14 protein-coding genes are annotated in these 26,191 nt (G+C 43.5%); all 14 read right to left on the bottom strand.

Features of this window, described 5'->3' with window-relative positions; genetic code table 11:
* Positions 1-5: 5 nt before the first annotated feature.
* The 14 genes from BQ7997_RS23295 to BQ7997_RS23230 all read right to left on the bottom strand — a co-directional run bounded on the left by BQ7997_RS23295 (position 6) and on the right by BQ7997_RS23230 (position 26,175).
* Positions 6-1,991, bottom strand: coding sequence for an IPT/TIG domain-containing protein (locus tag BQ7997_RS23295; RefSeq protein WP_073348234.1), 1,986 nt, complete (start codon positions 1,989-1,991; stop codon positions 6-8).
* An 11-nt stretch (positions 1,992-2,002) separates the two neighbouring features.
* Entirely contained in the window at positions 2,003-3,208 is a 1,206-nt protein-coding gene (locus BQ7997_RS23290; protein ID WP_235817348.1) for an IPT/TIG domain-containing protein, read from the bottom strand.
* 30 nt (positions 3,209-3,238) lie between these two features.
* Complete coding sequence (locus BQ7997_RS23285) at positions 3,239-5,014, bottom strand: RagB/SusD family nutrient uptake outer membrane protein (protein WP_073348232.1); 1,776 nt, start codon at positions 5,012-5,014, stop codon at positions 3,239-3,241.
* 29 nt (positions 5,015-5,043) lie between these two features.
* Positions 5,044-8,289, bottom strand: coding sequence for a SusC/RagA family TonB-linked outer membrane protein (locus BQ7997_RS23280; protein WP_073348231.1), 3,246 nt, complete (start codon positions 8,287-8,289; stop codon positions 5,044-5,046).
* 49 nt (positions 8,290-8,338) lie between these two features.
* Positions 8,339-8,869, bottom strand: coding sequence for a sigma-70 family RNA polymerase sigma factor (locus BQ7997_RS23275; RefSeq protein WP_044655309.1), 531 nt, complete (start codon positions 8,867-8,869; stop codon positions 8,339-8,341).
* Between the two features lie 238 nt (positions 8,870-9,107).
* Positions 9,108-9,482, bottom strand: coding sequence for a hypothetical protein (locus BQ7997_RS23270; protein ID WP_022136972.1), 375 nt, complete (start codon positions 9,480-9,482; stop codon positions 9,108-9,110).
* 114 nt (positions 9,483-9,596) lie between these two features.
* Positions 9,597-13,676: a hybrid sensor histidine kinase/response regulator transcription factor gene (locus tag BQ7997_RS23265; protein WP_073348530.1), complete on the bottom strand. Its 4,080-nt coding sequence runs from the start codon at positions 13,674-13,676 to the stop codon at positions 9,597-9,599.
* 60 nt (positions 13,677-13,736) lie between these two features.
* Positions 13,737-15,647 carry an alginate lyase family protein gene (locus tag BQ7997_RS23260; RefSeq protein WP_073348230.1) on the bottom strand — a complete coding sequence of 637 codons (1,911 nt, stop codon included), beginning with the start codon at positions 15,645-15,647 and terminating at the stop codon, positions 13,737-13,739.
* A gap of 109 nt (positions 15,648-15,756) precedes the next feature.
* Positions 15,757-18,186 (bottom strand): beta-galactosidase GalA, encoded by a 2,430-nt coding sequence (gene galA / locus BQ7997_RS23255; RefSeq protein ID WP_083589340.1) that lies wholly within the window; start codon positions 18,184-18,186, stop codon positions 15,757-15,759.
* 28 nt (positions 18,187-18,214) lie between these two features.
* Entirely contained in the window at positions 18,215-20,401 is a 2,187-nt protein-coding gene (locus tag BQ7997_RS23250; RefSeq protein WP_097677881.1) for an alpha-L-rhamnosidase-related protein, read from the bottom strand.
* 65 nt (positions 20,402-20,466) lie between these two features.
* The gene (locus BQ7997_RS23245) at positions 20,467-21,747 is read right to left on the bottom strand and encodes an alginate lyase family protein (RefSeq protein WP_073348229.1); all 1,281 of its coding nucleotides are present in this window, start codon (positions 21,745-21,747) and stop codon (positions 20,467-20,469) included.
* 29 nt (positions 21,748-21,776) lie between these two features.
* Positions 21,777-23,207 carry an IPT/TIG domain-containing protein gene (locus BQ7997_RS23240; RefSeq protein WP_073348228.1) on the bottom strand — a complete coding sequence of 477 codons (1,431 nt, stop codon included), beginning with the start codon at positions 23,205-23,207 and terminating at the stop codon, positions 21,777-21,779.
* A gap of 10 nt (positions 23,208-23,217) precedes the next feature.
* Complete coding sequence (locus tag BQ7997_RS23235; RefSeq protein ID WP_073348227.1) at positions 23,218-24,378, bottom strand: IPT/TIG domain-containing protein; 1,161 nt, start codon at positions 24,376-24,378, stop codon at positions 23,218-23,220.
* Between the two features lie 39 nt (positions 24,379-24,417).
* On the bottom strand, positions 24,418-26,175 hold the full coding sequence (locus BQ7997_RS23230; RefSeq protein WP_073348226.1) for a RagB/SusD family nutrient uptake outer membrane protein: 1,758 nt from the start codon (positions 26,173-26,175) through the stop codon (positions 24,418-24,420).
* Positions 26,176-26,191: the final 16 nt, after the last annotated feature.

Below are 26,191 nucleotides of genomic sequence, written 5' to 3'. Positions count from 1 at the left end.
GATAATCATTCTCCAAGCCAAACGGTGCTGATTGCGGAAATTTTCACACCTGCCTGACCATCCACCATAGTAAGGAATCCCATCGTTACTTCCGTTGTTTCGGACAATTCAAACTCAACTTCTACTTCTTGAACGGGAGTGCCCAAACTAATTCTATATTTTGAAAGTAATGTCTCTGCCAGCACAATGTGATCAGGATCATCATACACCCAAATTTTACCAGTTTCCGGAGTATTCACTTCTCTTGCATAATCAGGGAATGTATTATTACCCTTAGTAACTAAGAAATTAATTGTAAAACGTCCATTATTAAAGAAAACTTCCGCAACATCCAACACAATCTTATATTTTCCTTTAGGAAGTGTCTTTACCTGATACAGTTTTCCATTGTTTTTCTTATTTTCATCCCAACCTGACTGACACTGCAAATATGTAGTTCCATTATTCAAAACCATTCCCTTATTTGCAAAAAGCTCATTACAAGACCACCCCAAAGGAGCAGACAATCCCCTCCATGTTGTCCCTTCTACCGGTATAAACGGCTGCTTGTAATTCTGTAATACAAATTCTGTAACCTCCATACCTGTAGTTAAAAGAGTCAACTCATCTTCACTGGTAATAGGTATAGAAATCGTTTCGTATTTCAAGACTACCGCACCACCCGTAAATCCATCCGGTATAGTTGCCTTAAATTCTGTATTATTGATAAATACCGGTTCCACTTCTATGCCGCCAATCGTAACTACAGCATCAGATGTGAGTCCCCGTCCGGTAACTGTAATCTCATCACCTACTTGAACCAATTTGTCATTCATCACATTGTCGGAAGTTACAGAAATGATATAAGGAGTCTCTTTCACTGTGAACTTACCAGTATAGAAGGTTACCTCCGACATTGATACTGTCAAATCAACCTCACCATATATCCCCTCTCCCGGAGCGGGCACTCTTACGGCCAATTCCGTATTTGAACAGGAAACAATAGTAGCTTCGCCATCACCAAACATCACTTTCACATTTTCCGCTTTTTCCGGGAAGTTTTCTCCGGTAATGGTTATTTCCGCACCGATATATTCCTCACTACTGGAAACAGCGGTTATTTTCGGAGAAGGAAGCACGTTGAATACATAAACTGCCTCTATCAATTCATAAGCTGTTTCTACCATTACGCCATTATCGCCGGTTGTTGCTTCTTCCGGAACAATTATCACAATCTCCGTATCTGTATAACTGACTACTTCGGCTTCAATATCTCCGAAATATACTTTCAGAGGTTTCTCGTCAGTACCTACAAAGCCTTCACCCTGTAATGTAATCTTCGCGCCACGATAGCCGCTTTCGGCAGATACACCGGTAAACGAAGCATGTTGCAGCACTGTAAACTTGCCGGATTCACCACTTAAAGGAGTGTTGACATGTTGTTTCGAGATAGTCAGGTCGACAGGCCCGGTCGTTGCTTTGGCCGGAACTTTCACCACAATCTTCGTATTCTCACAAGAGACAACCTGAGCTGCTCCCGATGTTCCGGTAAATATTAATTTCACTGCCGAAAGGGTAGAACCCAAGTTATTACCGGTTATCGTAATCTCGTCATCAGGAAATCCCTGTATGGGAGAGATTGCCGTTACAGACGGCTTGCCGAGTACCTCGTAAGTAAGTTCCGATACATACGTGCTACCCAACAGGTTTAATATGATTTTTCCGGTTGTCGCTCCTTCCGGTACTTTCACTACCAACCGCTCTTCCGAGCACGAAACAATCTCCGTCTGATTCTCACCAATGAAAACTTTCATCAGCTCCGGAGAAACTCCGAACTGTTCTCCGTTAATCGTCAGTTCTTCACCGACATATCCTGCTACCGGAGATATGCTGGACACACTGACCGCGCGTCCCTCATACTTCAGGTCTACTATCTCTTCTCCACCTTTATCACATGATGCCCATATAAACAAGGACAACAATAAGAATAAGCTATAATATATCTTTTTCATACATCTTCTTTTTAATCTTGGTTATCATTAGCCTTCTCTCTATTGATTCTGATGGCCGAGAGTTTTACTGTTCCCTGATTATTCAACTGAGTTACAAATCCCATAGTCAGTTGTTTCGTTTCATCCAGATGAACGGTTATTTCTTTTGTATGCGGGTCCATAGTGCCCGTAATGCCATAAGATGCTATCACTTTATCTACATTCTCGCCGGTGAGTTGATCTCCATTAGCTACTAAATCAGGAAGAGTCTCTTCACCTTCTGCTATCACAAAGTGCACGCCAAAACGTCCTGAGTTTTTCAATATCTGAACAAACTCCAACTCAAAGACATAGTCTCCCTTCGGCAGAGTAGCAACCTGGTATATCTTCGCATTTTCTTTCTTATTATTGCCCCAACATTCCATTACGAACAGGCCACCGGGATTTTCCTCTGTAAACTGTAAAGTCGTTGCGCCGTCAAAACCGCCGGATGTATGCCAACCGGTAGCGATCGCCCAAGTTCCCACAGCACCACTTGGACTGAATGGAGCTACACTGTTCTGCAAGAAAATAGATGTCACGTCTCCCGTTGCCTGCGGATCCATTAATCCCGTACTGGTGAGTGTTATGTTATTGGCATTTGCTTCCGGACGAATGGTAACAGTGACCAGTCCTGACGTATACGCAGGAGTTTTGACAACAATCTGCTCGTCTACCAAAGACTCTATCGGAGCTACCGTTCCATTAAACTTCACTTCAACCAGACTCTTGTCAGTACCGAAGTTAGCTCCCTTTATAGTTACCAGGTCACCTTCGACAGCCATATTCGAGCCATATTCCGTATTGTGAGAAATAACCTCCTCTACGATAGGAGTGGGATACACTTTGAATGTTCCCACGGTAATAGGCTCATTGTTCCATGTCTGCAAAGTCACGTCACCCGCTACCGCCCCTTCCGGGACTTCCACCACTACGCAGTTGTCATTGCAAGACAAAATATTACTTACCGCCACTCCTCCAAAAGCTACTTTCAGAGCTTCTTTCCGGTCGCCGAAGCTAGTTCCTACAAACGTGACCTTCTCTGCCGCATATCCCAGCGTCGGATACATCTCCGATATTTCTGCCGTAGGATATACATATGTTTTAAATTTAGCGTCCTGCTCGCATCCGGCAAACAGCACCGGAAAAGAAATCAGAGCCAACAGCCCGAACGCATTTTTTATTGATGAGTATTTCATATCGTTCATATATATAGATTAGTAAGTTATTTAGTAACCCGGATTCTGTTTCAGATTATGATTCAAGTTAATCTGATGTTGCGGAATAGGATACAAGTAATGCCGTGAGGAAAGTGAACTGTCCGCTTTCTTGGAGAGAAGTACGCACGATAATTCACCATGTCCCGTCTCCACTTTCAACTCACCGTTCACATAGGCACTGGAGTTGTAAGTAGAAAGATTGTTACCGTTGGCATCTTTGAAAGTAGTGGCATAGCCCACTCCGCCCAATACTCTACCACAACGGGGTTGGTTCAGTTCTCGTTCCAGTATGCCCCAACGTTTTAAATCGTCGTAACGGAAACCTTCCATATAAAGTTCCACCGCCCGCTCGCGACGGATTTCATCCATCATCACTTCTTCGTGCGATTTCGTAGAGTTGGTCAGTGTGATAATCTGAGCTACCAAAGCATTCGTAAGCGATGCTACATTGGCACGTCTGCGCAGGTTATTGATGGAAGCGTCCAGTTGGGTGTCCTCTATCTTATTATAGCGTGTCATCACCGCTTCCGCATAGTTCAGATAGACCTCTGCCAGACGAAGTATCGAATAGTTGGCTGATTCTTCACGCTCCTGGGCAGGCTTGTAGGTAATGAATTTCATGTTTCCATAACCCGATGTTCCATTTAAGGTCATATTATCCGCACTTTTTCCCACATAGGCTTCCATACGATAGTCACGATTCTTATACTCGGATGTCGGAGTATGATAACCTTCAAATTGCGTATTACCTTCACAAACCGGAAGCCCGTTTTTACAAAGGAACATATCCATTAACTTTCTGCTTGGATAAACATACGCCATATTCAGATTTAGCTGGAACTTACCGGGAGCTGCGTCACGGTCGAATACGGAATAAATGATAAATTCCTTATTCGTATCTCTTCCATAACCGCCGGGGTTACTCTCAGCATCTTCAATGCAGAAAAGATAACGGCTGCTCATGTTATTCATTCTCGTATCACTGTTGTAATTCCACAATGAGTAAGCCTGGTCTTTCATCACTTCTTCGGACAAAGCGATACATTCCTCAAGAAATGCGTTCACCTGGTCGGATGCCGGCCCTGCCGAGCCTTCAAAATCCGCTTTTGTACCCACATTCTTGCGCCATGTGGCTTCGTAAAGCAACACGCGTGCCTTGAAAGCTTTTGCGGCCTGCTTGCTGATATGGCCTTTATCAGAAGAACTGATATTCTGCTCGATCGGCAGTTTATCTATGGCGCTCTGAAGATCGGAAAGTATCAAGTCTATTACTTCATAACGGCTGTTACGGGGATAATATAGTTCGGGAGACTCCGTATCGAGAGATTTAGTCACAATAGGTACTCCACCGAAGTATTGCAACAGATAGAAATAATTGTAGGCACGGAAGAAATACGCTTCGCCGATATATTGTGCAAGTGCCGACTGGTCACCTGCGTATGCCGCCGCTTTCTCCAAGAGCATATTATCCGCACGGATATTGCCGTAAAGGCTTGTCCAACGGCTGTCATCATATCCTACGCTGATTGTTCCATGACCGATATTCCACTGGTTGGACGGGTTCGTAATAAGGTCGGACTGAATATCCATATGGTCGAGAATGCCCGAACGCCATCCAAGTAATTGGGAATATAGGCCATTGGCATATTCACGGAAGTGCTCCGGCGTTTTAAAATAAACCGCATCTGTCTTTGAATCCAGCGGATCCAAATTCAGGAATGAGTCCTGGCAGGCATTGAGTCCCAGTAAACAGCTACATGCCAATATATAAATTATCTTCTTCATACTATTTTCTTTTTATCGATTTGTTCATATTATAAGGTAACATTCAATCCGAACGACCAGGTACGGGCAAACGGATATCCGCCGGTATTGGAAGCAGCTCCCATTTCAGGGTCGAAACCGTCGCGAATACTGGTCGCTTCCCACAAGTCATTGCCGGAGAAGTACAAGCGTACTTTTTCAAGTTTTACCTTACGTGTCCATATCTGTGGCAATGTGTAGCCGACAATCAGCGTTTTCAGACGAATATAGCGGCTATTCTGAAGCATATAATCATTGTTCTCATAGTTCCATTGAGCCAACGTGGAGTTGGTGGTCAGACGGGGATATTCGGCATTCGGATTTTCTTTTGTCCATGTTTTGCCGAGATAGGTCGGATTCTGGTTGGTAGTGCGCATACGGAACGGATAAGCCATATAGTCCTTACGCAAAATATACTGTTTTCCTACTCCCTGGAACATGGCACTGACATCAACCCCTTTCCATGAAAGCCCCAAATTCAACCCGAATACAAAGTGCGGGGCAGCATCACCTACATACTGCAAGTCACTGTCGGCGCTTCCGTCAGCAGTAATCTTATAGTCTCCATTCAGGTCGATGCGTTTCACATCTCCCGGACGCAGTTGCCTGTCACTGTTCTTTCCGACATTCAGCAAATCACCCTTGCCGCCATACAGTGCATAGTAGCGGTCTACTTCTTCCTGGTCTTTAAAGAAACCATCAGTGCGGTAAAGGAAGAAAGCTCCCAAAGGATACCCGTTTACATTGTTCGTTCCTGCCGTATAAGTATCGGCTCCCTCTACATTTTTCAGCAAACTCTTATTGTTGCCGATGTTGAAGTTAGCATAGTAAGAGAAATCTTTCATCTGGTCACGCCAGCCTACGGTAACTTCCCATCCTTTTACGTTGAGACGTCCGCTGTTGGTCTTGGGAGCTGTTCCGCCCAATACTCCGGGATAGGTGACATTAGAAAGCATTCCGATATTATCCTTGATAAAATAGTCGAAAGATGCAGTCAGACGGTTATTCAGGAAGTTCACGTCGATACCTATATTTTTCTGTTCCACACGTTCCCATGTCGTATCGTAGCTAATCAGTCCGCCATTGGCAAAGCCGGAAGATACTTGTTGGGACACATTCGTACCGAAAGCCGTATTCCCCTGAGTAATCAAGGATAAATACGCAAAGTCGCCCAACCCACCATTATTACCGGAGTTACCATAACTTAAACGAACTTTACCGAAACTGACAACCGGAGTGATGAAGTCCATAAAATCTTCGGCAGTGAACACCCAGCCCAAAGAACCGGAGAAGAAGTTACGGAACTTATATCCCGGAGCAAATCTGGAATCACCATCCCGACGTCCCAAAATTTCCGCCAGATATTTTTCAGCATAATTGTAATTCAATCTCATAAGATAAGAATAAGTACCGGTCTGTGTCTTTCCACCGCTACTGTTTTTCTTTCCACTCGCCAGTTCGAGGTCGTACACGCCCGAATCCTCCATCGTTTCACGGGCGGCGGAAAGTTTCTTCAGTGTCCATTTCTCAGCATTGATACCTAAAGTAGCCGATACATTATGCACGTCGGCAAAAGTACGGTTATATTTCAACAAGCCGGAGTAGTATTGATAAAGCTGATTGTTGGCTTCCATCAAATATGCCGGATTATTCGTATCTTTCAGAGGAAACACGCCACCCGAATTATCCATAGTCTGCTGGGTGGCTACAATGGTACGAACAGGATTTCCGAACCAGTCGTACACTTGTACCGGAATGACATAACGGTCGCGACGATATTCTTCATTTTGGAAAGAGGCCATACCTTCGAAACTGATACCTTTCCAAATATCAACCGTGGCTTTCAAATCCACACGGGCAGTCAGGTTTGTCCTGTCGTCACGTCCGCCATCCGAGATGGCAGCTACCGGCTGACGCTCCCCTCTGGTTCCGAAAATGGAATACCATTGCCCATAAGGATTCTTCGCGGGAAAGAATGGCGGGTCATAAGCATACATATGGGCATCAATCCCCGTAGAAGGAGTGCTTGTATCTGTCTTAATCATACTGGCAGAAGTTTCCAGTTTAAACCAGTCGGTCAGCTTTACTCCGTAGTTCAGACGTAAGTTGATCTGTGTCTGTCCGTCATACGCTACGGCGAGGTTAGCTTGATTATCCGCATATGCCAAGGATATGCGGTAGTCGGACTTCTCCGTCGAGCCGGATACGCTCAGGTTATGCTGATAGGAATAGCGACGGGCGAACAGTTCTTCCAGACGGTTGGCCTGACCTATGAAAAGATCACCCCATCCCGCATCGACAGTATGATAGATCCCCTCATATCCGGTCTGCATTTTCCGCAAAGTCTCTTCTCCCCAGTTCCACCAATCTTTAGTTTCCATCTCTTTGTTAGCTTCTATCCACATAGTGGCATATTCCTGCATGGACGGGGAATAGGACATTATACCGTTGGTAGTGAAACGCATGTTGAAGTTATAATCTACCGTGGCTTTTCCCTTACCCTTCTTCGTCGTTACAAGGATAACGCCGTTGGCAGCCTTCGCTCCATAGATAGATGCCGCACCGTCTTTCAGGACACTGATGTTCTCGACATCATCCATATTCAAGTTCTGGAAAGAGACAGCATTCAACGCAGGCACTCCGTCGATAACAATCAGCGGACTACCTCCGTTGATGGATGTCGCACCACGAATCTGGAAGTTCAGTCCTTCATTACCCGGACGGGTAGATGAACGGGTAACGACCAATCCCGGAGTAGCTCCTTGCAAGGCAGCCCCCACATTAGTGATAGCACGGCTCTGCAACGTCTTGCTGCTCACCGATTCTACCGCACCCGTCAGCGTTGCCTTTTTCTGTGTGCCGTAACCTACGACTACCACTTCTTCCAACGCATTATTATCTTCTTTCAGCCTGATTATGAAATCAGAACGGTCATTAAGATTGACAACCTGATCCACGTATCCAATATAGCTGACCTTTATCTGTTTTGCATCCGCAGGAACATTCAGCGTGAACCGACCGTCAATATCGGTAATTACCCCTGCATTGCTTCCTACGACCACCACATTACAACCAATCAGCGGTTCACCATTCGCGTCCGTAACAAGTCCTTTGATAGTACGCCCTGCCTGGGCTACCATCAAACTCTCTTCTACAGAATCATTTGCATAGAGCAATACACCGGGCGAACCACCCAGCAGCATGGCGAAAGCCAATGCGACTCCTTTTGAACATAAGAATTTGGATTTAATTTCCATAATACTATTAAATTGTTAAAGTTAATATGTGTTTTTCCGAATCTGGTATCTAACCGACTTTGGAGAATTCATTCTGCAAATAAGTGCGTACTGTTTTGCGTGCCAGCAGTAATTGGCATTCTACCGTACGGGGAGACAAAGACAGTTTTCCCGCAATGGCAGGACAAGAGAGTTCATTATTGAAACTCAACTCGTAAATCCGGCGACGTTTGGCGGGAAGCGTTTCTACCACCTTATCATGTAGTTTCTTCAGTTCACGATAGTGGACGGCATCTTCCGTCGTGTTCCGGGCGGAATCTTCCACCTTATTATATATATAGGCGATGAAATCTTCCTGCTTGTAATAACGACGTATCTTGTCCGTTACGATATTGCGGGCGATGGTGAAGAGCAAAGACCAGACAGTGTCTTTATTCACGAATGCCCTATGCTCCCATAAGCGGACAAAGACATCCTGCGCCAGATCTTCCGCTTCGTGCGGATGGCAAATGCGGATAGCGATATAATTTTTGATATACTCCCTATATTTAAGGTAGCATTCGGAGAAGAAGTCGTCAAATGTAGTCTGCTGTTTTTCCATGGCATTAAATTTATCCGTTTAACGATGATACAAAAGTAGGGATAAGTTTTAAAAGCAAATACCACATAAGTAACAGATAACAAAACTATCGTAACAAGCGTGTTATTTTGCAAAAATCTCCCATTTCATCGGGATAATTCCAACCGTCAGGGCAATAAAAAAGGGGATGCCGTTACAATTGACGGTTCCCCTGTTCTTAAATTTTCATGGATGACAGCCTTTCATCCGGAAGGATGTATTATTTGCTTTCCTGAGCTGCCTGGAAATCCGGTATGCGCTTTACGTTCGCACCTTTCATCACACCTCTTTTGATAGCTTCGTTCGTATCGGTGATTTCTTTCTTTACGCGTTTATAGTACTCTTTTGTAAGTCCTTTCCCTATTGCATCCGATTCCGTCGCCGCCCAGAAGTATTGATAATCCATCAACATCAAATCCGGCGCTACTACTTTAAAGAAAACACTATCTCCTGCAAACTTTTCGCGTAAGTCGCCCAAATAGATTGTATCTGCCGGATTTACGTTCTCATTATTTGCATTATTTTTTGAACTGCTACCCCCGCAAGAGGATAACAACAAACCTCCTACCAATGAAATTAAAACTAATACTTTCATATCAACATATATTATAAAATAAAACTTTTTCAGCCCCAATACAATCAAGATTTTACAATTATCTTGCTAATACAACGCAAATGTAACAATTAAACTATAAATGCAAGCACAATGTCATCCTTTTCTTCCCGATTCCTCTGCATATTGCTTGGGTAGCATCCCAAACATTTCTCTAAAACACTTCGAGAAGTAGCTAGGAGAACTGAATCCTACCCGATTCGCTATTTCGACAATCGGCAATTGGCTTCCCTGCAATAATTGTGCCGCGCGTTTCAAACGGATACTGCGGATAAAGTCGGTCGGCGTGTGTCCGGTGATGGATTGCAGCTTGCGGTAAAGGCTCATACGCACCATGCCCAAATCACCACTCAACTCTTCTACGCCATATTCCGGATTGTCCATGTTCTTTTCTATGTATTCCAAACACTTCTGTATGAGTTGCTCATCCACTGAAGTGATGGTGATAGCACTTGGATTTACTTCTATGTTCTTGCGGAATTCCTGCTTTCTCTTTTCCTGTTGTTCTATCAGTTTTTCAATGCGCACCATGAGCATATCAAAGTTAAAGGGCTTCGACATATAAGAGTCCGCTCCTACTTCATAGCTGTTAATCTTGATGTCATCGGCGGTACGGGCTGTCAATAATATCACAGGTATATGGGATGTCTGCACGTTCGTCTTGATTCGGCGGCAAAGTTCGATACCGTCTACTTTTGGCATCATGATGTCACTGATAATCAAGTTCGGGTTTTCCTCTATCGCTTTCCGCTCTCCTTCCTCGCCGTCTGCCGCTTCAATGATTTGATAAAAATCTTCCAACTGTTCTTTCAGGAAAGTACGGAACTCTTGATTGTCTTCTACCAACAGCAGTTTCTTCAGATTATCATCGACTGTGGATGCAGTAGTTTCTTTCTCTTTTGTATCCGGTGGTGTTTCCGTTCCGATAACTTCTTCCGGCAATTCGTCCGATTCCGGTTTCAAATCCATAGGCAGCCAAATGGTAAATACCGATCCGCAATCTATCCGGCTGTCTACTTTAATATGCCCACCGTGTATATTTACGTATTCCCTTACCAAATGAAGTCCGATACCACTGCCTATTTTTTCATCCCCTTCATTTCCTACTTGATAAAAACGGTCAAATATATACGGAAGGTCTGATTCGGATATTCCGATTCCGGTGTCGGATACGGATATTCTTACGTAATTCCTTCCTTCTATCTCTTCCGTTGAGAGCAGTAAGTTTACTGTACCGCCTTCCGGGGTGTATTTGAAAGCATTAGACAGGAGATTGTTTACTATCTTATGCACCTTATCACGGTCGAAGAACATATAGAGTGCCCTATGTTCCGACTGGTTAGCGAAATTCAGATGCTTTTCCACTGCCATCGGCATGAAGTTGTTGTAGGCAGAAACTATAAATTCTTCCATATCGCCGTTCATCAGGTGTAGCCTCTCCCCTTTCATTTCCAGTTTGCGGAAATCGAGTAGTTGATTCACCAGTGACAACAGGTTTTGGGCATTCTTATAGATAGTATTCAGTTGTTTCTTCATTGCATCGTCTGTCAATCGACGTATCATCATATCCAATGGAGTGATAATCAATGTCAACGGAGTACGAAGTTCATGGCTTATATTGGTGAAGAAGCGGAATTTCATCTGATCCAGTTCTTCTTTCTGCTTCAGCGCTTCTTCTTCTTGCATACGGATCGTCTTTTGCCGGTTGCGACGGTTGATGGTATAGATTAGTCCGAAGATTAAGAGAAGACCGAAAAATGCATAGAGGATGCGGGCAGCCAATGTATCCCAAAACGGAGGATGAATCATTATTTTGAATGCTGACTCCGGCCCCCATATCCGGTCGTTTCCGGCAGCAGATACACGGAAGATGTATTCGCCCGAAGGGAGATTGTTATAAACAACGCGTCCTTGCCCGTTCTCGAAAAGAGTTTCCGTCCATTCCTTATCAAATCCTTCGAGTTGGTAACGGAAAGAGGTTTGGGAGGGATTGGGGAAGTTCAGACCTGAGAATTCGAGCGTTATGTAATTTTCATCATATTTTAATTGTACTTCGTCCGAATAGCTCAATGCTTTGTCAAATAAGACACGGCCGTTATATATTTCGCCTGAAACAACCGGAACATTAAACAAGCGGAATGAGGTGAACAAAGGACGGTTGAGACATTGATTATCTATCATATTCTCCGGTGAGAAAGCGATAAAGCCGTTCATCAGTCCGAAAAAGAGTTGGTTGTCCCGGGTAGCCAATGAAGGGAAACTGAATAAATCATCTTGCCGGATTTCCGCTTCGGAAAGATAACTGATTACATGAAAAACATATCTTTCCGGTTTTCTGTCAACCTTAACTTTATAGATAGAAGTAACAGTAGAAATCCATATATCGTGGTTCTTATCTTCCACTACATTCAATATGGCACTAGATAAACCTTCCTCTTTTCCTAAAGTATAGCTACGTCCGTCACGGGTTAATATGCTCAACCCATACTGTGTGGCAAACCACAAAGTCCCTTCGTAATCCTTAAATATCTGGTTATACTTTATACTGCCCCGGTTGAAGATAGAATTGGCTTGTCCGTCCTGTTCGGGTATCCAAATTGTTTTCTTGTCAGGATCATAAATATATAACCCGTTGTCACTCCCGACAATCAACCGCGACTGATTATCCACCGCCAATGCATTGGCTACTTTATACTTTTTCAGTTCGGGGAATTGCTCCGACAATAGACTGATTTCTCCATTCTCCGTATTGAATAACCCGACGCCTCCGTATATACTTACCCATAACCGCCCGGACTGGTCTTCCGCCATTGTACGTATATTGGTAAAGTCCAGTTCGTTCTGATAATCCGTGTTAGGATAAGCGTATGCATGTACTTTCCCGTTCTCTATGCAATATAATCCATCGTGATATGTACCTACCCAGATTCTTTTTTTGCTGTCTTCATAAAGCAAGCGACAATTCTTCTGATTGAATTCTTTATAAAGTATATCCATACGTTGAATTCCCGGTTCATAACGATAAAGTCCCTGAGTAGTACCCATAAGTATTTCCTCTTTCGAAGTTTCAAGCATACATCTGACTTCTTCCCCATTCCAGGAACCGTCAACTACCTTTTTATTACAAAGCAGCAACTTGTTCATGCTGGGATGATAATAACAAATGCCCTGATTGAACAGTCCTATCCAGACCGAATTATTCTCCTGGTCACAATAAATACTTTGAATACCATTTTGAAGAGACTTACCCGATAACAGAGGAATATTCAGTGTAGAGGTCACTGAGAAATTGTGCATGTCGATTACATAGAAACCATCCATCACAGTTCCGACCCATGCATTTCCTCCCTTGTCTACATCCATAGAAGTAAACCAGGAATAATGCCCCAATTTAATGCCGGAGATTTGGTTCCACTTTTTATTATATACATCGTAATAGCCTATCCCTCTATCCCACATTATCCAGAAATCGCCATTAGCAAGTATTTTCAATATCGCCCGGTCGTCCGGTTTCAGTTGTCCTTCCAAAAAATCGACTTGCTTGACAAATCTTTTCTTCTCCAGGTCATAACAACGGATAACTCCTTTCTGATGAACCATCCAGCTATAATTTCCTTTACTCTCCACACCCAGCAATCCGCCGTAATATTCTGTAAATTCATCGTTCCTGCAAATCAAATCCAATGTACCCGTCCTGCTATCATACATATAGACAGAAGAATCGGGCGTCAGAAACCAGCAATGCTTTTCCGAATCTATGAAAACATCTGAAATCTTTTCTTTCAATCCGAACCGGGACAATAAAGAATCGACATTATAGATATATTGCTCTGTGGTTAAATCAAAGACACGAAGCCCTCCGCGTTCTTTCATCCATAAACGTTTCTCCGCATCCATATACTGTTCGGGAATGATATGATTATAGGAAATCGGATATTCTCCCCGGAGATTGAAAGGGAAGTTGGAATAGTTAGCACCGTCATACAAGCTAAGCAACACCGTACTCCGAATACCAATACGCCCGTCGGGCAAGGGAAAAACACCTTTGACGTAGTTATCCGGCAGCCCGTCGGTAACCCCTATGTGGCGGAAGACATATGAAGTCTCCTGCGAATACATACGACCCGAAAACAAAACTCCCAATAAGACTGCCAACAAGTATATCCGTGTCTTCATAATCATCTTTTTTAATTTGTCCCTATTATAGATACGAACCAAAAATCAAATCCCCGTATTCTACCTCACAATTATTTTTCGGAGAGCAAGTTCCCGTCCTGCCTTATCAATCCTTAAACGTATGACACAAGCCCCGGCTGAAAGGGATAGCCTGCCTATTTCTGCTTCTCTCCATCCTTTGGAAGCAGGCAATCGGTTTGTCCCGGTATCCGTCCCCTGGTCAGAAGCAATCGACAACAAAGATTTCCCTTCCGACCGGTAAACAGCATATATCGTATAATCTCCGCTCAATGGAACCTCTACCGTATAATTCATCCATTCCCCGTCTTCACAGTGCGTAACAACATATTCATTACTCACTTTTTCCAACTCCACTGCTCCGTCGGGACGATATTCATTCCCGCGTTCTGTTCCGATATTATGATAAGTATGCCCTTCCGGATTCTCGGACAGACAGTAATAATCATAATCAGCAGCCTGGATAGTACCGGGCAAAGCATGTATGCCCGAAACGCGTTCTCCTGAACCGAAAGTGACCGGTTCACCCGCCATCCAAGGGGTTAATCGTTTTGCCAGTGTCCCCCATCCTGTCCATTCATAAAACCAGTTCGGAGCTACTCCCCAGTTTTCACAGCCGTGATGTTCTATCATATAATCCCGATAACGTTCCAACCACGTATATTTTTCCACAGGCAGTCCCGCACGTACAGCATAATGCGCTAAAGCCATTTCCCTGGCTCCGCCACTTCCTGCAGCATCTCCCCGCCCGTGGGGAGAAACGTTCACAGATTCCCAACGCCCACTACGGCTTTTTATCCGAAGGTATTTTCCGTTTTCAAAAGTTACTTCGTCCACATTCTTGGTAAATCCCACCGGTTCCCAAGATGTTTGCTGGTCTTCATAAGCCTGTACGCTCGATAAGTTATACCGATAGTTCCATTCCAGACCAAGTAAAATACGATTGTTGAGACAGCTATACAGGGAGTCTCCCTGGTTCCATGCCATTTCTGCAATAGCTACGTAATTGTGCACTCCTGCAAGCACATGTCCCTGGTCGCGGCTGGATTCCTGGATTTGTCCGTTGGGATAGATATAGTGTTGCAATTGTTCATCATATCCATAATCGGGAATATCCGTTTTCCTTCCCAGCAATTTATAATCTATCATGTAAGGGGAAGTCCGGACAGGATCTTCACTACTGATTGCCGGGCCGGAAGGATAAGGCAAGTCATCCTGACGATGTTCCATTCCCAGCAAATAACGGTAAGCACGATCATACATCACTTCATTATCCAGATAAATACCCATCGCCATCATGCCGCGCGCGGCAAATAATCCCTGATTGCCGAAACGTGCGGCATCGAAATTATATATATTCCAATAGAAAGTAACTCCATTTTTAGAATCATCCCAATAGTTTGCATATTTGGCAAATAAATCTTCCGTATGACTATACCCCGGATAAACCAGCATATCTTTAAAACATTGCTGCTCTTTCGCATCCCATCCCGGATAATCCCTCATCAATTCCGCCGCATCTATCAACAGGTAAATCTTACCATTGTCTAAAGCTCCTGTACCACGGCTGCTTGTGTTTGTATAGTGAGAATTGGCGTTCAGATACTCTACTGCCTTGCGTGCATACGCTTCGTCACCGGTAAGATGCCAAAGCAAGGCCAAATCATGTGCCCGTCGTCCATCCACTCCGATTGTAGCATTAAAACGCCCTTCTTTGATTTGCTCTCCCCGGTCGATGACCGGTGCCGCCAGTGAGGAATAAGGTGATTCTTTTAGCTTCAGAAAAGTGGAATAATAAGGTTCCTGTTTAGCTGCAACCATAACTTTCATTCTATCCAGGTCGCCTTTCGTGTAAGTGATGCCGGGGTGCACAAAGTTTCGCTGCGCTTGTACTGCATGATGAATATTTCCAAGCCATATAAGCAGAATAATCCATATAATCTTGTTAGTCATAGTATGATTCGATTTCTATTTATCCCAAATGATAAGCAAAGATAACATTTAGCAGATAAAAAAGGAGAATAAAATAGTTTGTTTTTCACTATTGTATTCTCCTTTCTCATCATTCAACAAGAAGAGTTATTTCCGAACCCATCAAGCCTGCGGAAGTAGCTGTTAGTTTTATTTGTCCTTGTTGCTTATCAGATTGTACCAACACTTGACAACGTCCATTAAAAGCTTTCCGTTGTTCAGCCTTATCCGGTTCATGACTACTGGGATTACCATTTCCTACTCCAATAATCCTTCCCGGCCCATCAATTGAAAATTTGACTAAATTATCTGCTATCGGTACTGTACGTCCTTTCCTGTCCTTGATGGCAACATTCACTACCGCTACATCACATCCGTCTGCTTTCAATACATACGTATTGCTTTGCATTTGTAATTTAGCAGCTACCGTCGTAGTCTCTATCTTTTTTTTCGTGACCACTTTTCCGGCTTTATATCCTCTGACTTCCAAAGTTCCAGGATAATAGACAACATCCCACTCCATTTTATGGTAAGGAATGACTTTCTTCCGTCCCACACTCTTTCTATTGATAAACAATTCTATCTCTTCGCAATTACTATAAGTTCCTACTTTTATAGACTGCCCGGTCTTTGCTTCCCAGTTCCAATGCGGGAACGCATGTACAAGCGGTTCGTCACACCAGGCTGCCTTATAGGCATAATATCCATCTTTCGGAAAACCGCATAAATCCATGATGCCAAAGTGAGAAGTCACACAAGGCCATTGATAAGGTGTAGGTTCTCCACGATAATCAAATCCTGTCCAGGCAAACATACCGCTAAGATAAGGATACTTGACTATATGTTCCCAATCAGTACCCGGCAACATTCCCCATCCGACTCCTTTCCCGAAATTTGAAACATATCCTTTTTGTTTGTTATCCTCATACTCTCCGCGTGTGGAAACGAAACTGGTCGATTCAGTAACCAGCATTCTCCGTTCAGGAAACCGCTCATGATCCTTTACATATTGCATCCCCCGCTGTCCGTAATTGTAGCCTACCACGTCCAACACATCACTATATCCACCCTCATTCCAACCATGGTTCATGCCTGCCGTTACAGGACGCATCGGATCTATCTTTCGGATTACATCTACCATTGTCTTAAGAATACGGGCTCCCATAATGGTACCCTCCAGCGATTCCTCATTTTCCGCACACCACATAAACACAGAAGGATGATTACGATCTCTATAAATCAATGTGGTCAAATCCTTTATACCATCCTCCGTGCTCGAAAGCAAACGATTTTCATCCAGGACAAGCATCCCCAGGCGATCACAAATAGCCAATAACTCAGGGGACGGCGGATTATGAGCCGAACGATAGGCATTGCATCCCATCTCTTTCAGCAGTTTTATCCGATACTCATTCAGTTTATCCGGAACAGCTACTCCCACTCCGGCAAAGTCCTGATGATTGGCTGTTCCTTTGATGGGATAATGCTTGCCATTCAGAAAAAATCCATTTTTGGTAAATTCAACTGTCCTGACTCCAAAAGTTGTTTCATAGTGATCTACAACAATTCCATTCTCCTTGATTTCCGTCTGCAATTTATAAAGAGCCGGAGTTTCCGGCGACCATAGCAAAGGCCGGAGAATCGTACCATTCTGTACCAACTGAACCTGACTTAATGAAGCTATTTCTATATCTGAAGATTGGGTTTCCAAGAGTTTACCTTCTCCATCTACGATCTTAGAAACAAGCGTTACATACTTAGAACTATTATCACTGTTCCGAATACAAGTTTCAATATTTACTACCGCCTCTTTCTCCGAGACTTCTCGAGTCGTAACATATGTACCAAACCGGGCAACATGCAGTTTATTCGTCTTCGTTAACCATACATGCCTATAAATGCCACAGCCTTCATACCACCAACCTTCATAATCAGTAGCATCCACTTTTACTAATATGACATTCTTTCCTTCATCGCCATAACGTAAAACATCTGTCAAATCATAGAAAGAAGGAATATAACCACTGGAATGATTTCCCATCAGATGCCCATTCACCCAAACCGTACTATTCCGAAAGATTCCATCAAATTCAATCGTTATCTCTTTTCCCTTGTCAGTCTCCGGTATTTCAAATTCTTTCCGGTAAAAGCCAATACCCACAGGTAAATATCCGTTAGAAGCAGGTGAACTGCCTAATGTGTTATCATGTACAAATGGCTCTTCAACAAGCCAGTCATGCGGTAAATTCACACTTTTCCAATCACTCGGTTTATACTCTACCACTTTGTTCCTGTCAGAATAAGCAATAATGACCTCTTCTCCGGTAACCACCTTTATATTAGCGTCAGTTATGCCTCCTTGCCTTCCGGCTTTTACGGCGCGTTTGATAGCGATGTCTCCTTTGTGAAAATTCCAGTGGAAGTCAAAGTTTTCCCTGACTCGTTGGGAATAAACATATTCTCCTGAAAAACATAAAATAAATAAAACAAGAAGTATTTTAAACCAATTCGTCGTCTTCATACAATTAACCCTGCATTTTAGTTACAATTTATTTTCCACTTTCCAAACTGAACGTATAATTTCCCTCTTTCTTCAACTTGCGGGTACTCTTCCCATCCGGCATCACCAAATTTACAATGCATCCTTCGGGTATACTGATTTCACTTTCTCCTTCCGCTTTTAACCGGAGTACAATAGTTCCTTCTTTTACAGGAATACGGGCATTCACCCATTGAAGCGTTAATAGCTCGGGACGAATCGTATATTCATTACTCCTTTCATCGGACGGCATAAATCCTAATATACCATGCAATACACCAACCACAGGCGGGACTCCATTCGCTCCGTGGCAAAGGCTTAATCCGAACGGACGGCTATAAAACTGAAGTTGTTTTTCATACGATGCTTCCGGTGAGAAATTCTCTGGAAACCGGGTATGTCCCTGTCTCATCCAATCTCCAAAAACCCTGTCTATCAAACCCCACATTTCCTTTATCCGCCCGGCTTTTGCATAAGCCATCAACTCATAGCCTTTTTCATAACTAATATCCTGGTAATAATAAGGAATATCCGGCAATACCTTCTCAAACAAATTATCATAATCTTCTTTGGGGAATATATCAGCTAAAATAGCCCAATACTGTGCATGAAGAGAAATTCGTTTGTCTTGTTCCCCTTTCCTCTCCGTACCATTAATGAATGCCTTTTTCTCTTTGTCCCAAAATTTTTCAACTATATTTCTTTTAAGGTTCTCCGCTTTCTTCCTATATTTCTTTGCTGATGCCCTGTCCTGCCATAAATCGCAGAAATCAGCCACTATACGATAATTATAATAGAGCATGATTTGCGCATAAGAAGCCATCCCTTTTCCGTCCGGCCCATTTTTTGTCGCCCATCCGGGAATAAATCCGGTAGGGCTCACCTGTCCATGCAAAAATCCATTCTCATCGACCACCGAATCGTAGAAATTTATCAATTCCATGATTCTATCCTTGTATTGCAGAGAAGTCTCCATATCCCCGTATCTCAAATAATTTTGTTTGAGGCCGATAAGTGCGTGCAAAGGATAATCCGTAATCCCCAAATCGGATTTCTGAGGATGCGACGGCAGGAGCGAAATAGAAATGCCATTCTTTGAAACTTGTTGGTCGCCAAATAAATAATCTCCGGCAAGCGTACTGACAATAGCATCCATAGACCAAGGCAAGAAATCACGTTTCACACCATCCAGGTAAAAACGATGCATACTGGTATGAAGAGTAGCTCCCGCCATTCTGAAAAGATTATTCACATATTCATTGTCCGACTCAAACTGCATCTGATATTCCACAGGCCACAATGAAGCATTGAAACAAACATCCGATATTTCAGCTCCTTCGCTACATTCCAGCGAAACATATCTGAACGCCCGTTCCGGCACATGTATAATGGTTCTTTCCCCGGTCAGTTCAAAAGGAGCGATTCCCCTTTGTTCAAAGAGACGCTCATTCTTATTCAGGGCTTCTTCCGGTGTTTCGCCCACACGAACAATTACATTGCCCTTGCCTTTTGCTTGAAAAGCAAGTGTCCCTATCTCCAGATGAAAAAAATCAATTAAAGCCAATCCGTTCTTACCGATATTCACTGCTGCCTTCCCCATCGGAAATGAATTACGGAGCGGCAGGATTTGCGCCGGTTTTATCCGTGCAGTAATCTCCGGCGTATTATCGGGAAGTATCCCCGGTTTATTATATTCCGGGGCACTCTCCGGCAATGTCCAATATTTCTTATCCATACTGACTTGCCACTTATCCGGGCTCTCCAGTTCAGTAGTCCCTTTCAGCAGAATACACGGAAGTGATTGCCGGGTACTGACTTCAAACATCAAACGATTCTTTCCCGGCTTCAGGATTATTTCATTATCAGGCGTAGATTGTTTTTCTTCATTTACATAAAGTATTATCTTCTCCGGTCCTGCCCACTCTAGTCGAACGTCAGTTTCCAGATTGACTTCTTTCTTAAAATAAGCCTGATTCTTCTTCGCAAAGAATTTTCCGGGATAGCCGACATTCACGCAACGAACTTTTGACAGTTCCCTGCATTGCTGCTGAAAAAAGGCAGCCAATTGTCCCGGATACCACATATAGGTACTTGTCCAGACTTCTTGTTCAGGCATCGGTTGAATGACAACATCCAGATCCAGTAAAGGGTCAAACACCATAGCCTGATATGTCCTGTTTTCCGTACCGGTTGCCATATTCTTTTGGGCATGCCCGTATTGAACGGACATGCAAAGTAGTGAAAATATAAAAGCTAAATTCTTCATCTTGAATACATCAAAGTGCCACAACCCAAGTAATCATATCCGCCACTGGTTTCGCCATACTGACCACCTCCCCCTTCAGGGAAGCAATAATCCATTCCCATTTTAGTGTACTTATATTTATCGGAAGCTACGCCTTTCAGTTTTGCATAATGATTGTAAACTAATGCCCAAATAGGACGTTCCATAGCACTACGGTCGGCAATCGTAGGATATTCTTCATAAGCAATTCCCCAATTACTTAAATATTCCCTTGTATAAGGGATATTCGGTACATCCATATTGGCGATATGATATTTTGCCGTATATTCACATGCCTTCAAAAGCATATTATCTTTATAACCAAAGAAGTCATCGCCCTGGTTCCAAGTCATTTGGCAAATTGCTCCCAATAACCCCTGACACATATACGTATGTCCTGCGTCACGGTTACTTTCCTGCCACTGGGCCAAATTAGCATCTTCTCCGTCAAACACATGATAAATCGCCTTGTTTATATTTCCATTCGTTTCACCGGCTTGCAAATGCTTGATGCCATAATTATAAATATCACGCCGGTCTGCCAAAATACCGACAGCGATAATAGAAGCGACATTACACAAGCCCCAGTTCGCCCAATAATGTCCGGCAGGAGTTCCGTTGTGACGCTCCAGAAAATCCTTATTGGCGGGAATGAAAACCTTAACCATCCAGTCCTGATAGTTCTTAAAATCATCCCCACTCCATCCTTCATAATCTCTCAACAGTTCTCCGGCAAGAGCAAACTCATATCCGTAAATACCTGAGGCAAGATAACTATTTGTATCACCGGTTATTCCCGTACATTTATATGCCCAACTGTTCAACACATACACCGCACGGTCTGCATAGCGGGTATCACCCGATATTTTCCAACGTAGCCCCAACTGATAAGCGGCAGCCGCGCCTCTCGCCGCATTCATGAAATTACTACCTCCACCGTCATTCCTGATAATTGTCTCTACCGGAGCCGGATTATAAGTTAGCTGCGCATACCCGTTTGTTTCCAATAACTCATATCCCGACTTCCAAGGTTCGGAATTCAAATTTTCCCTGATACGTTCAAAGTCCTCTTCCGTATGCAAACCTCCGCAATGAATCATCGGTTCCGATTCATCTTTCAGGGGAATCAGCAACTCTCCCGTATCGGGCAGGGGAATCTTGTCCAAGTCGGTTTCCGCGTTTATTGAAGGCATATCGATGCCATCACCACATGCCGCCAGACACGCCCAAACGGCAATAAGGAAATATTTCTTTTTCATATTCTTCTATTTAAGTACGTCATACATCATTATTCTGCCCATTTAACCTCTATGGACGAGAGTTTCACCCAACCCTGACCAGTCATCTGCGTAACGAAACCTATCGTCACTTCCGTTTCTTCTGTCAGTGTCGCCTCCATTTCGCAGGAAACAGAAGTCAGTCCGTCATACTCTTTCCAGGTTTCTACTATCGAACAAGAGCCCAATACATTACTTTCATCCGAAAGTTTCCATGTGCCATCATTTTGCTTCGATAAATCCGGAATAGTGGCCTTTCCTTTTGCCATGACAAATGAAGCTCCAAAATTACCACTATTACTGCCACACTCCACTATCGACAATTTAAACTTATATGTTCCTGCCGGAAGTGACACTATTTGATACATCTTAGCATTCTCCTTCACCGGACATGCCCAGCCGGACTGCAAAAGTATCAAACCATTCACGACATCTTTTGACCACTCCAATGCCGGCCCTGTAAATTTATCGTTAAAAATCCAGCCATCAGGAGTACTGCCGTTTGTCGGGGTAAATGGCTGAGTGCTATTTTGCAATACCTGTGCCGTTATATCACCTTCTGCCGAAGGTTTCAGAATATGGACCATTCCGGCTTCTATATCCGGTATTCCTTCTATTTTAACAAATACTTCACCACCTTCAAATCCATCCGGCACTTTCACCGCGATTGAAGTTGCCGTAACGGATTCCGGCACGACCTCCGTGCCGTTAAAGTCAACTTTCACTTTACCTTCCCCACTGAACGGTTCAAATCCTTCTCCGGTGAAGATGATAATCGCTCCAATGGTAGTCAACTTATTTCCGGATGTAATGCTCGGAGTGGGAAGTATGGTATATTTCTCCTTATATATTTCTCTTCCGAAGAGATTCACAGTAATATCCGTTGCCCCAACAGATAATCTATTGGGTATCTTCACAACCATAGTACCCGAGCCCGACTCATCCATCTCATAGAATTCCGACAGGATTTCAGCTTTCAGTTCCCCAAATGCCACTTCCAAATGTTCGGGCGTAACAGGCATGCCGCTACAAGCAAACATTAATTCTCCATTCAAATATCCTTCCGTATTCGCCGGAATCAAGATGGGATTGTCCAGCACAGTGAACGTATAGCCGCTATCTACCATCTTCTTTACGACTTTCAGTAATATTTTGCCAGTCACAGCTTCTTCAGGTATCTGCACTACCAACTTTTCATCTGTGCAAGTGATGAGTTCGCACTGAAAATCACCGATATATACCTTTAATAATTCTTTAGACCCACCAAAATCAGTTCCGGTTATTGTAAATTGCCCGCCAATATATCCTTCCGCCGGACTAACGCCAGTTACAGCGAAAGAACTATCCTGCTGTTGCAAATACACATTCTCCGTGCCCCCTTCATCACAAGCAGTGAGCCATGTCAGAGACAACAAAATCAATAGATAATATAATCTGTTCATAATCTTCGTTCTATTTTTTAACAATCTTAATGCCCGAAACTTTCACATAGTTGTAGTTAGCCAACATGGTAGCGAATCCGATAGTTACAGGATAAGTACCATCTACCACCATTGTCGTTGAATAAGTACCAGACACTACCGTGTTTTGAGAACCCTTGCTCAAATCTATTTCACACAAAACGTTCGTAGTATCTTCAAAACTCCATCCTCCTATCAGTCCCGGGAAAGTATCGTTGCCCTTCACTATCGCAAATTTCGTACCGTATCTTCCACCATAGGTAGTAGTAGCCGCTACGTCCACCGTTATTTCATATTCACCTTGTGGCAATACGGTCAACTGATAAAGAGCTCCGTTCCATTTATTATTCGCTCCTACCATCGCTAACACTCCGCTCGGTTCATCATCCGTAAATTGAAGGGAATTGCCGTTAAAGTTGGTGTTCGTCAGCCAGCCGGCAGCCATTCCCCACTCTGCGTCGCCTGCGTCGGAACGTTGGAAAGGTTGTTTGTAGTTTTTCAAGAACAATCTTGTCACATCTCCTGACGTACTTGGGTCGATTAACGATGTTCCCTCCACTTTATAGCCGTTCACATTCACTACCACGACACCCGAACCATAATTTTCGGGAACCTCGACTGTGATTTCAGAATCTCTGATAGAAAGAATCTCGGCAAGTTTGCCATTGATAGTTACCGTCACGCCCTCTTCACTCATGCCGAAAGCGCTTCCGACAATCCTTACTTCATCTCCTCCCACTGCAAAAGCTTCCCCATTCGCATTGTTCGACAGAATGGAAGTGATGACAGGAGTAGGAATCACCGTAAATTGTCCGACACTCTCCAACGTGTGTGTCCACACTTGCAAGGACACATCTCCGGTCCGCGCTTCGGAAGGAACTTCTACAATGATACAGTTATTCTTACATGAAATAATATTCGCGGCTTCCACTCCGCCAAAAAAGACTTTCACGGGTTCTTTCCTGTCTCCGAAATTAGTCCCCATGATAGCAACATGGTCTGCTTCATATCCGCTCTCTGGATATATTTCATCCACGACGGGTACGGGATATACATAGTTCTGATATTTGCCTTCTCCCTCACAACTGAACAGTAGTGCGGAAAGCCCCAAGGCAATGTATATATATAATGATTGGTACAACAAGTATCTCATAATCCAATGTTATTAACGGTTAATGTTCAAAGGTACTAATTAATATCCGGGGTTCTGTTTCAAGTTCGGATTCATATTAATCTGTTGTTGCGGAACAGGCCATAAATAATGGGTCTTGGAAAAGTTTAGGTTCTCCTGGCTTTCTATAACAACACACTTACTCAGCCCGACTCCGGTGAGAACAGATGTTTCTCCATAGGGATATTTGTATATAGAATACAGGCTTGTGGGATTTCCATTCTTATCCTTGAAAGTAGTAGGATATAATGCGTCCCCCACTACCATGCCGCAATGCGCAACATTCAATTCCCGTTCAGCAATACCCCAACGTTTCAAATCGTCAAAACGGTAACCCTCCATATACAGTTCTACAGTCCGTTCCCTACGAATTTCCGTCAGCATATCCAATTCATGCTCAGTGATAAACTGATTTGTCAGATTAGCGACTCCGGCACGCCCTCTCAATATATTAATAGAACGATTGAGTTGTACATCTGTCACTTCACCGTTTCTCTCATACAACGCTTCCGCATACGTCAGAAAAACTTCCGCCAGCCGGAGCACCGGATAATTGGAAGATTCTTCCTTATCTTTGGCCGTATGCGCATGATAGAACTTGGCATTTGAATAACCTGAACGCCCGTCCGTCAATGTCTTATTATCGTCCGGCTCACCAATATAGGATTTCAACCTGTAATCGCGATTCTTAAATTCGGCACTCGGCGTGGCATATCCTTTGAATTTAGAAGATAAAGCGACAGGCAGCCCGTCCGTACAAAGAAACATATCTACCAGTTTACGGCTTGCGTCCATTTTTGATACGGTCTGGTTTATATTCGTAGCGCCCGGTCTGAGGCTTTTGTCATATACGCCATAAATAATAAACTCATTATTGGAACTTTTGCCCAGCCCTGCCGGATTACTGTCGGCATCTTCCAGACAGAAGAGATAACGGCTGCTCATATTCTTCATTGCACTGACACTGTTATAATTCCATATAGAATACTTTCCGTTTGCCATCACGTCGTCACACAAGGAGATTGCCTCATCCAAAAAATCGTTGACTTGTTCAGAAGCCGGACCTGCAGAGCCTTCATAATCCGTAGACGTCCCATTATATTTACGCCAGGTAGCTTCATAAAGCAAAACACGCGCCTTGAACGCTTTTGCCCCATAATAACTGATACGCCCTTTTTCCGTAACCGGAATACTTTGTTCAACGGGAAGACCATCGATTGCCCGGTTCAAATCAGACAGAATTAAGTCAACTACTTCGTAACGGCTATTACGCGGTCCCGTTAGTTCCGGAGAATCGACATCCATCACAGTAGTCACCACGGGCACTCCGCCAAAGAATTTCAATAAATAGAAATAGGTATAAGCTCTGAAGAAATAAGCTTCCGAAATATATCGCCCGATTTCCTCGCGCTTTCCGGGATAATCATTTGCCTTCTCCAAAAGGATATTGACCGTACGTATATTCTCATAGCACTTATCCCATCGTTCGTCGGAGTAAGGAATCTGGACAGTACCACGCGCCAAATCCTGTGAATACTGCATATAGGTTGACAAATCCGATGAAACGTCCATATAATTATATATGCTTCCATAACGTGAGCCCCACCCCTGGAGTTGTCCGTAAAAGCTAAGAGCATACTCGTTGAAATCGCTGGCACGTTTGAAATATACCGCATCCGTCCGTGTATCCAGTGGCTCTAAATCAAGGAATGTATTTTGACAGGATGACATTCCCAGCAACATGACTAAAGCCATTGTATATACTATCTTAATTTTCATAATCTTTCTTATTTTA

The organism is Bacteroides congonensis, from assembly GCF_900130125.1.
GTDB lineage: Bacteria > Bacteroidota > Bacteroidia > Bacteroidales > Bacteroidaceae > Bacteroides > Bacteroides congonensis.
This window is presented reverse-complemented; position numbering and strand designations above follow the sequence as displayed.

Coding starts and splice junctions, on each gene's coding strand:
- BQ7997_RS23295 (WP_073348234.1), bottom strand. CDS start 1,991: ATGAAAAAGATATATTATAGCTTATTCTTATTGTTGTCCTTGTTTATA.
- BQ7997_RS23290 (WP_235817348.1), bottom strand. CDS start 3,208: ATGAAATACTCATCAATAAAAAATGCGTTCGGGCTGTTGGCTCTGATT.
- BQ7997_RS23285 (WP_073348232.1), bottom strand. CDS start 5,014: ATGAAGAAGATAATTTATATATTGGCATGTAGCTGTTTACTGGGACTC.
- BQ7997_RS23280 (WP_073348231.1), bottom strand. CDS start 8,289: ATGGAAATTAAATCCAAATTCTTATGTTCAAAAGGAGTCGCATTGGCT.
- BQ7997_RS23275 (WP_044655309.1), bottom strand. CDS start 8,869: ATGGAAAAACAGCAGACTACATTTGACGACTTCTTCTCCGAATGCTAC.
- BQ7997_RS23270 (WP_022136972.1), bottom strand. CDS start 9,482: ATGAAAGTATTAGTTTTAATTTCATTGGTAGGAGGTTTGTTGTTATCC.
- BQ7997_RS23265 (WP_073348530.1), bottom strand. CDS start 13,676: ATGAAGACACGGATATACTTGTTGGCAGTCTTATTGGGAGTTTTGTTT.
- BQ7997_RS23260 (WP_073348230.1), bottom strand. CDS start 15,647: ATGACTAACAAGATTATATGGATTATTCTGCTTATATGGCTTGGAAAT.
- galA (WP_083589340.1), bottom strand. CDS start 18,186: ATGAAGACGACGAATTGGTTTAAAATACTTCTTGTTTTATTTATTTTA.
- BQ7997_RS23250 (WP_097677881.1), bottom strand. CDS start 20,401: ATGGCAACCGGTACGGAAAACAGGACATATCAGGCTATGGTGTTTGAC.
- BQ7997_RS23245 (WP_073348229.1), bottom strand. CDS start 21,747: ATGAAAAAGAAATATTTCCTTATTGCCGTTTGGGCGTGTCTGGCGGCA.
- BQ7997_RS23240 (WP_073348228.1), bottom strand. CDS start 23,207: ATGAACAGATTATATTATCTATTGATTTTGTTGTCTCTGACATGGCTC.
- BQ7997_RS23235 (WP_073348227.1), bottom strand. CDS start 24,378: ATGAGATACTTGTTGTACCAATCATTATATATATACATTGCCTTGGGG.
- BQ7997_RS23230 (WP_073348226.1), bottom strand. CDS start 26,175: ATGAAAATTAAGATAGTATATACAATGGCTTTAGTCATGTTGCTGGGA.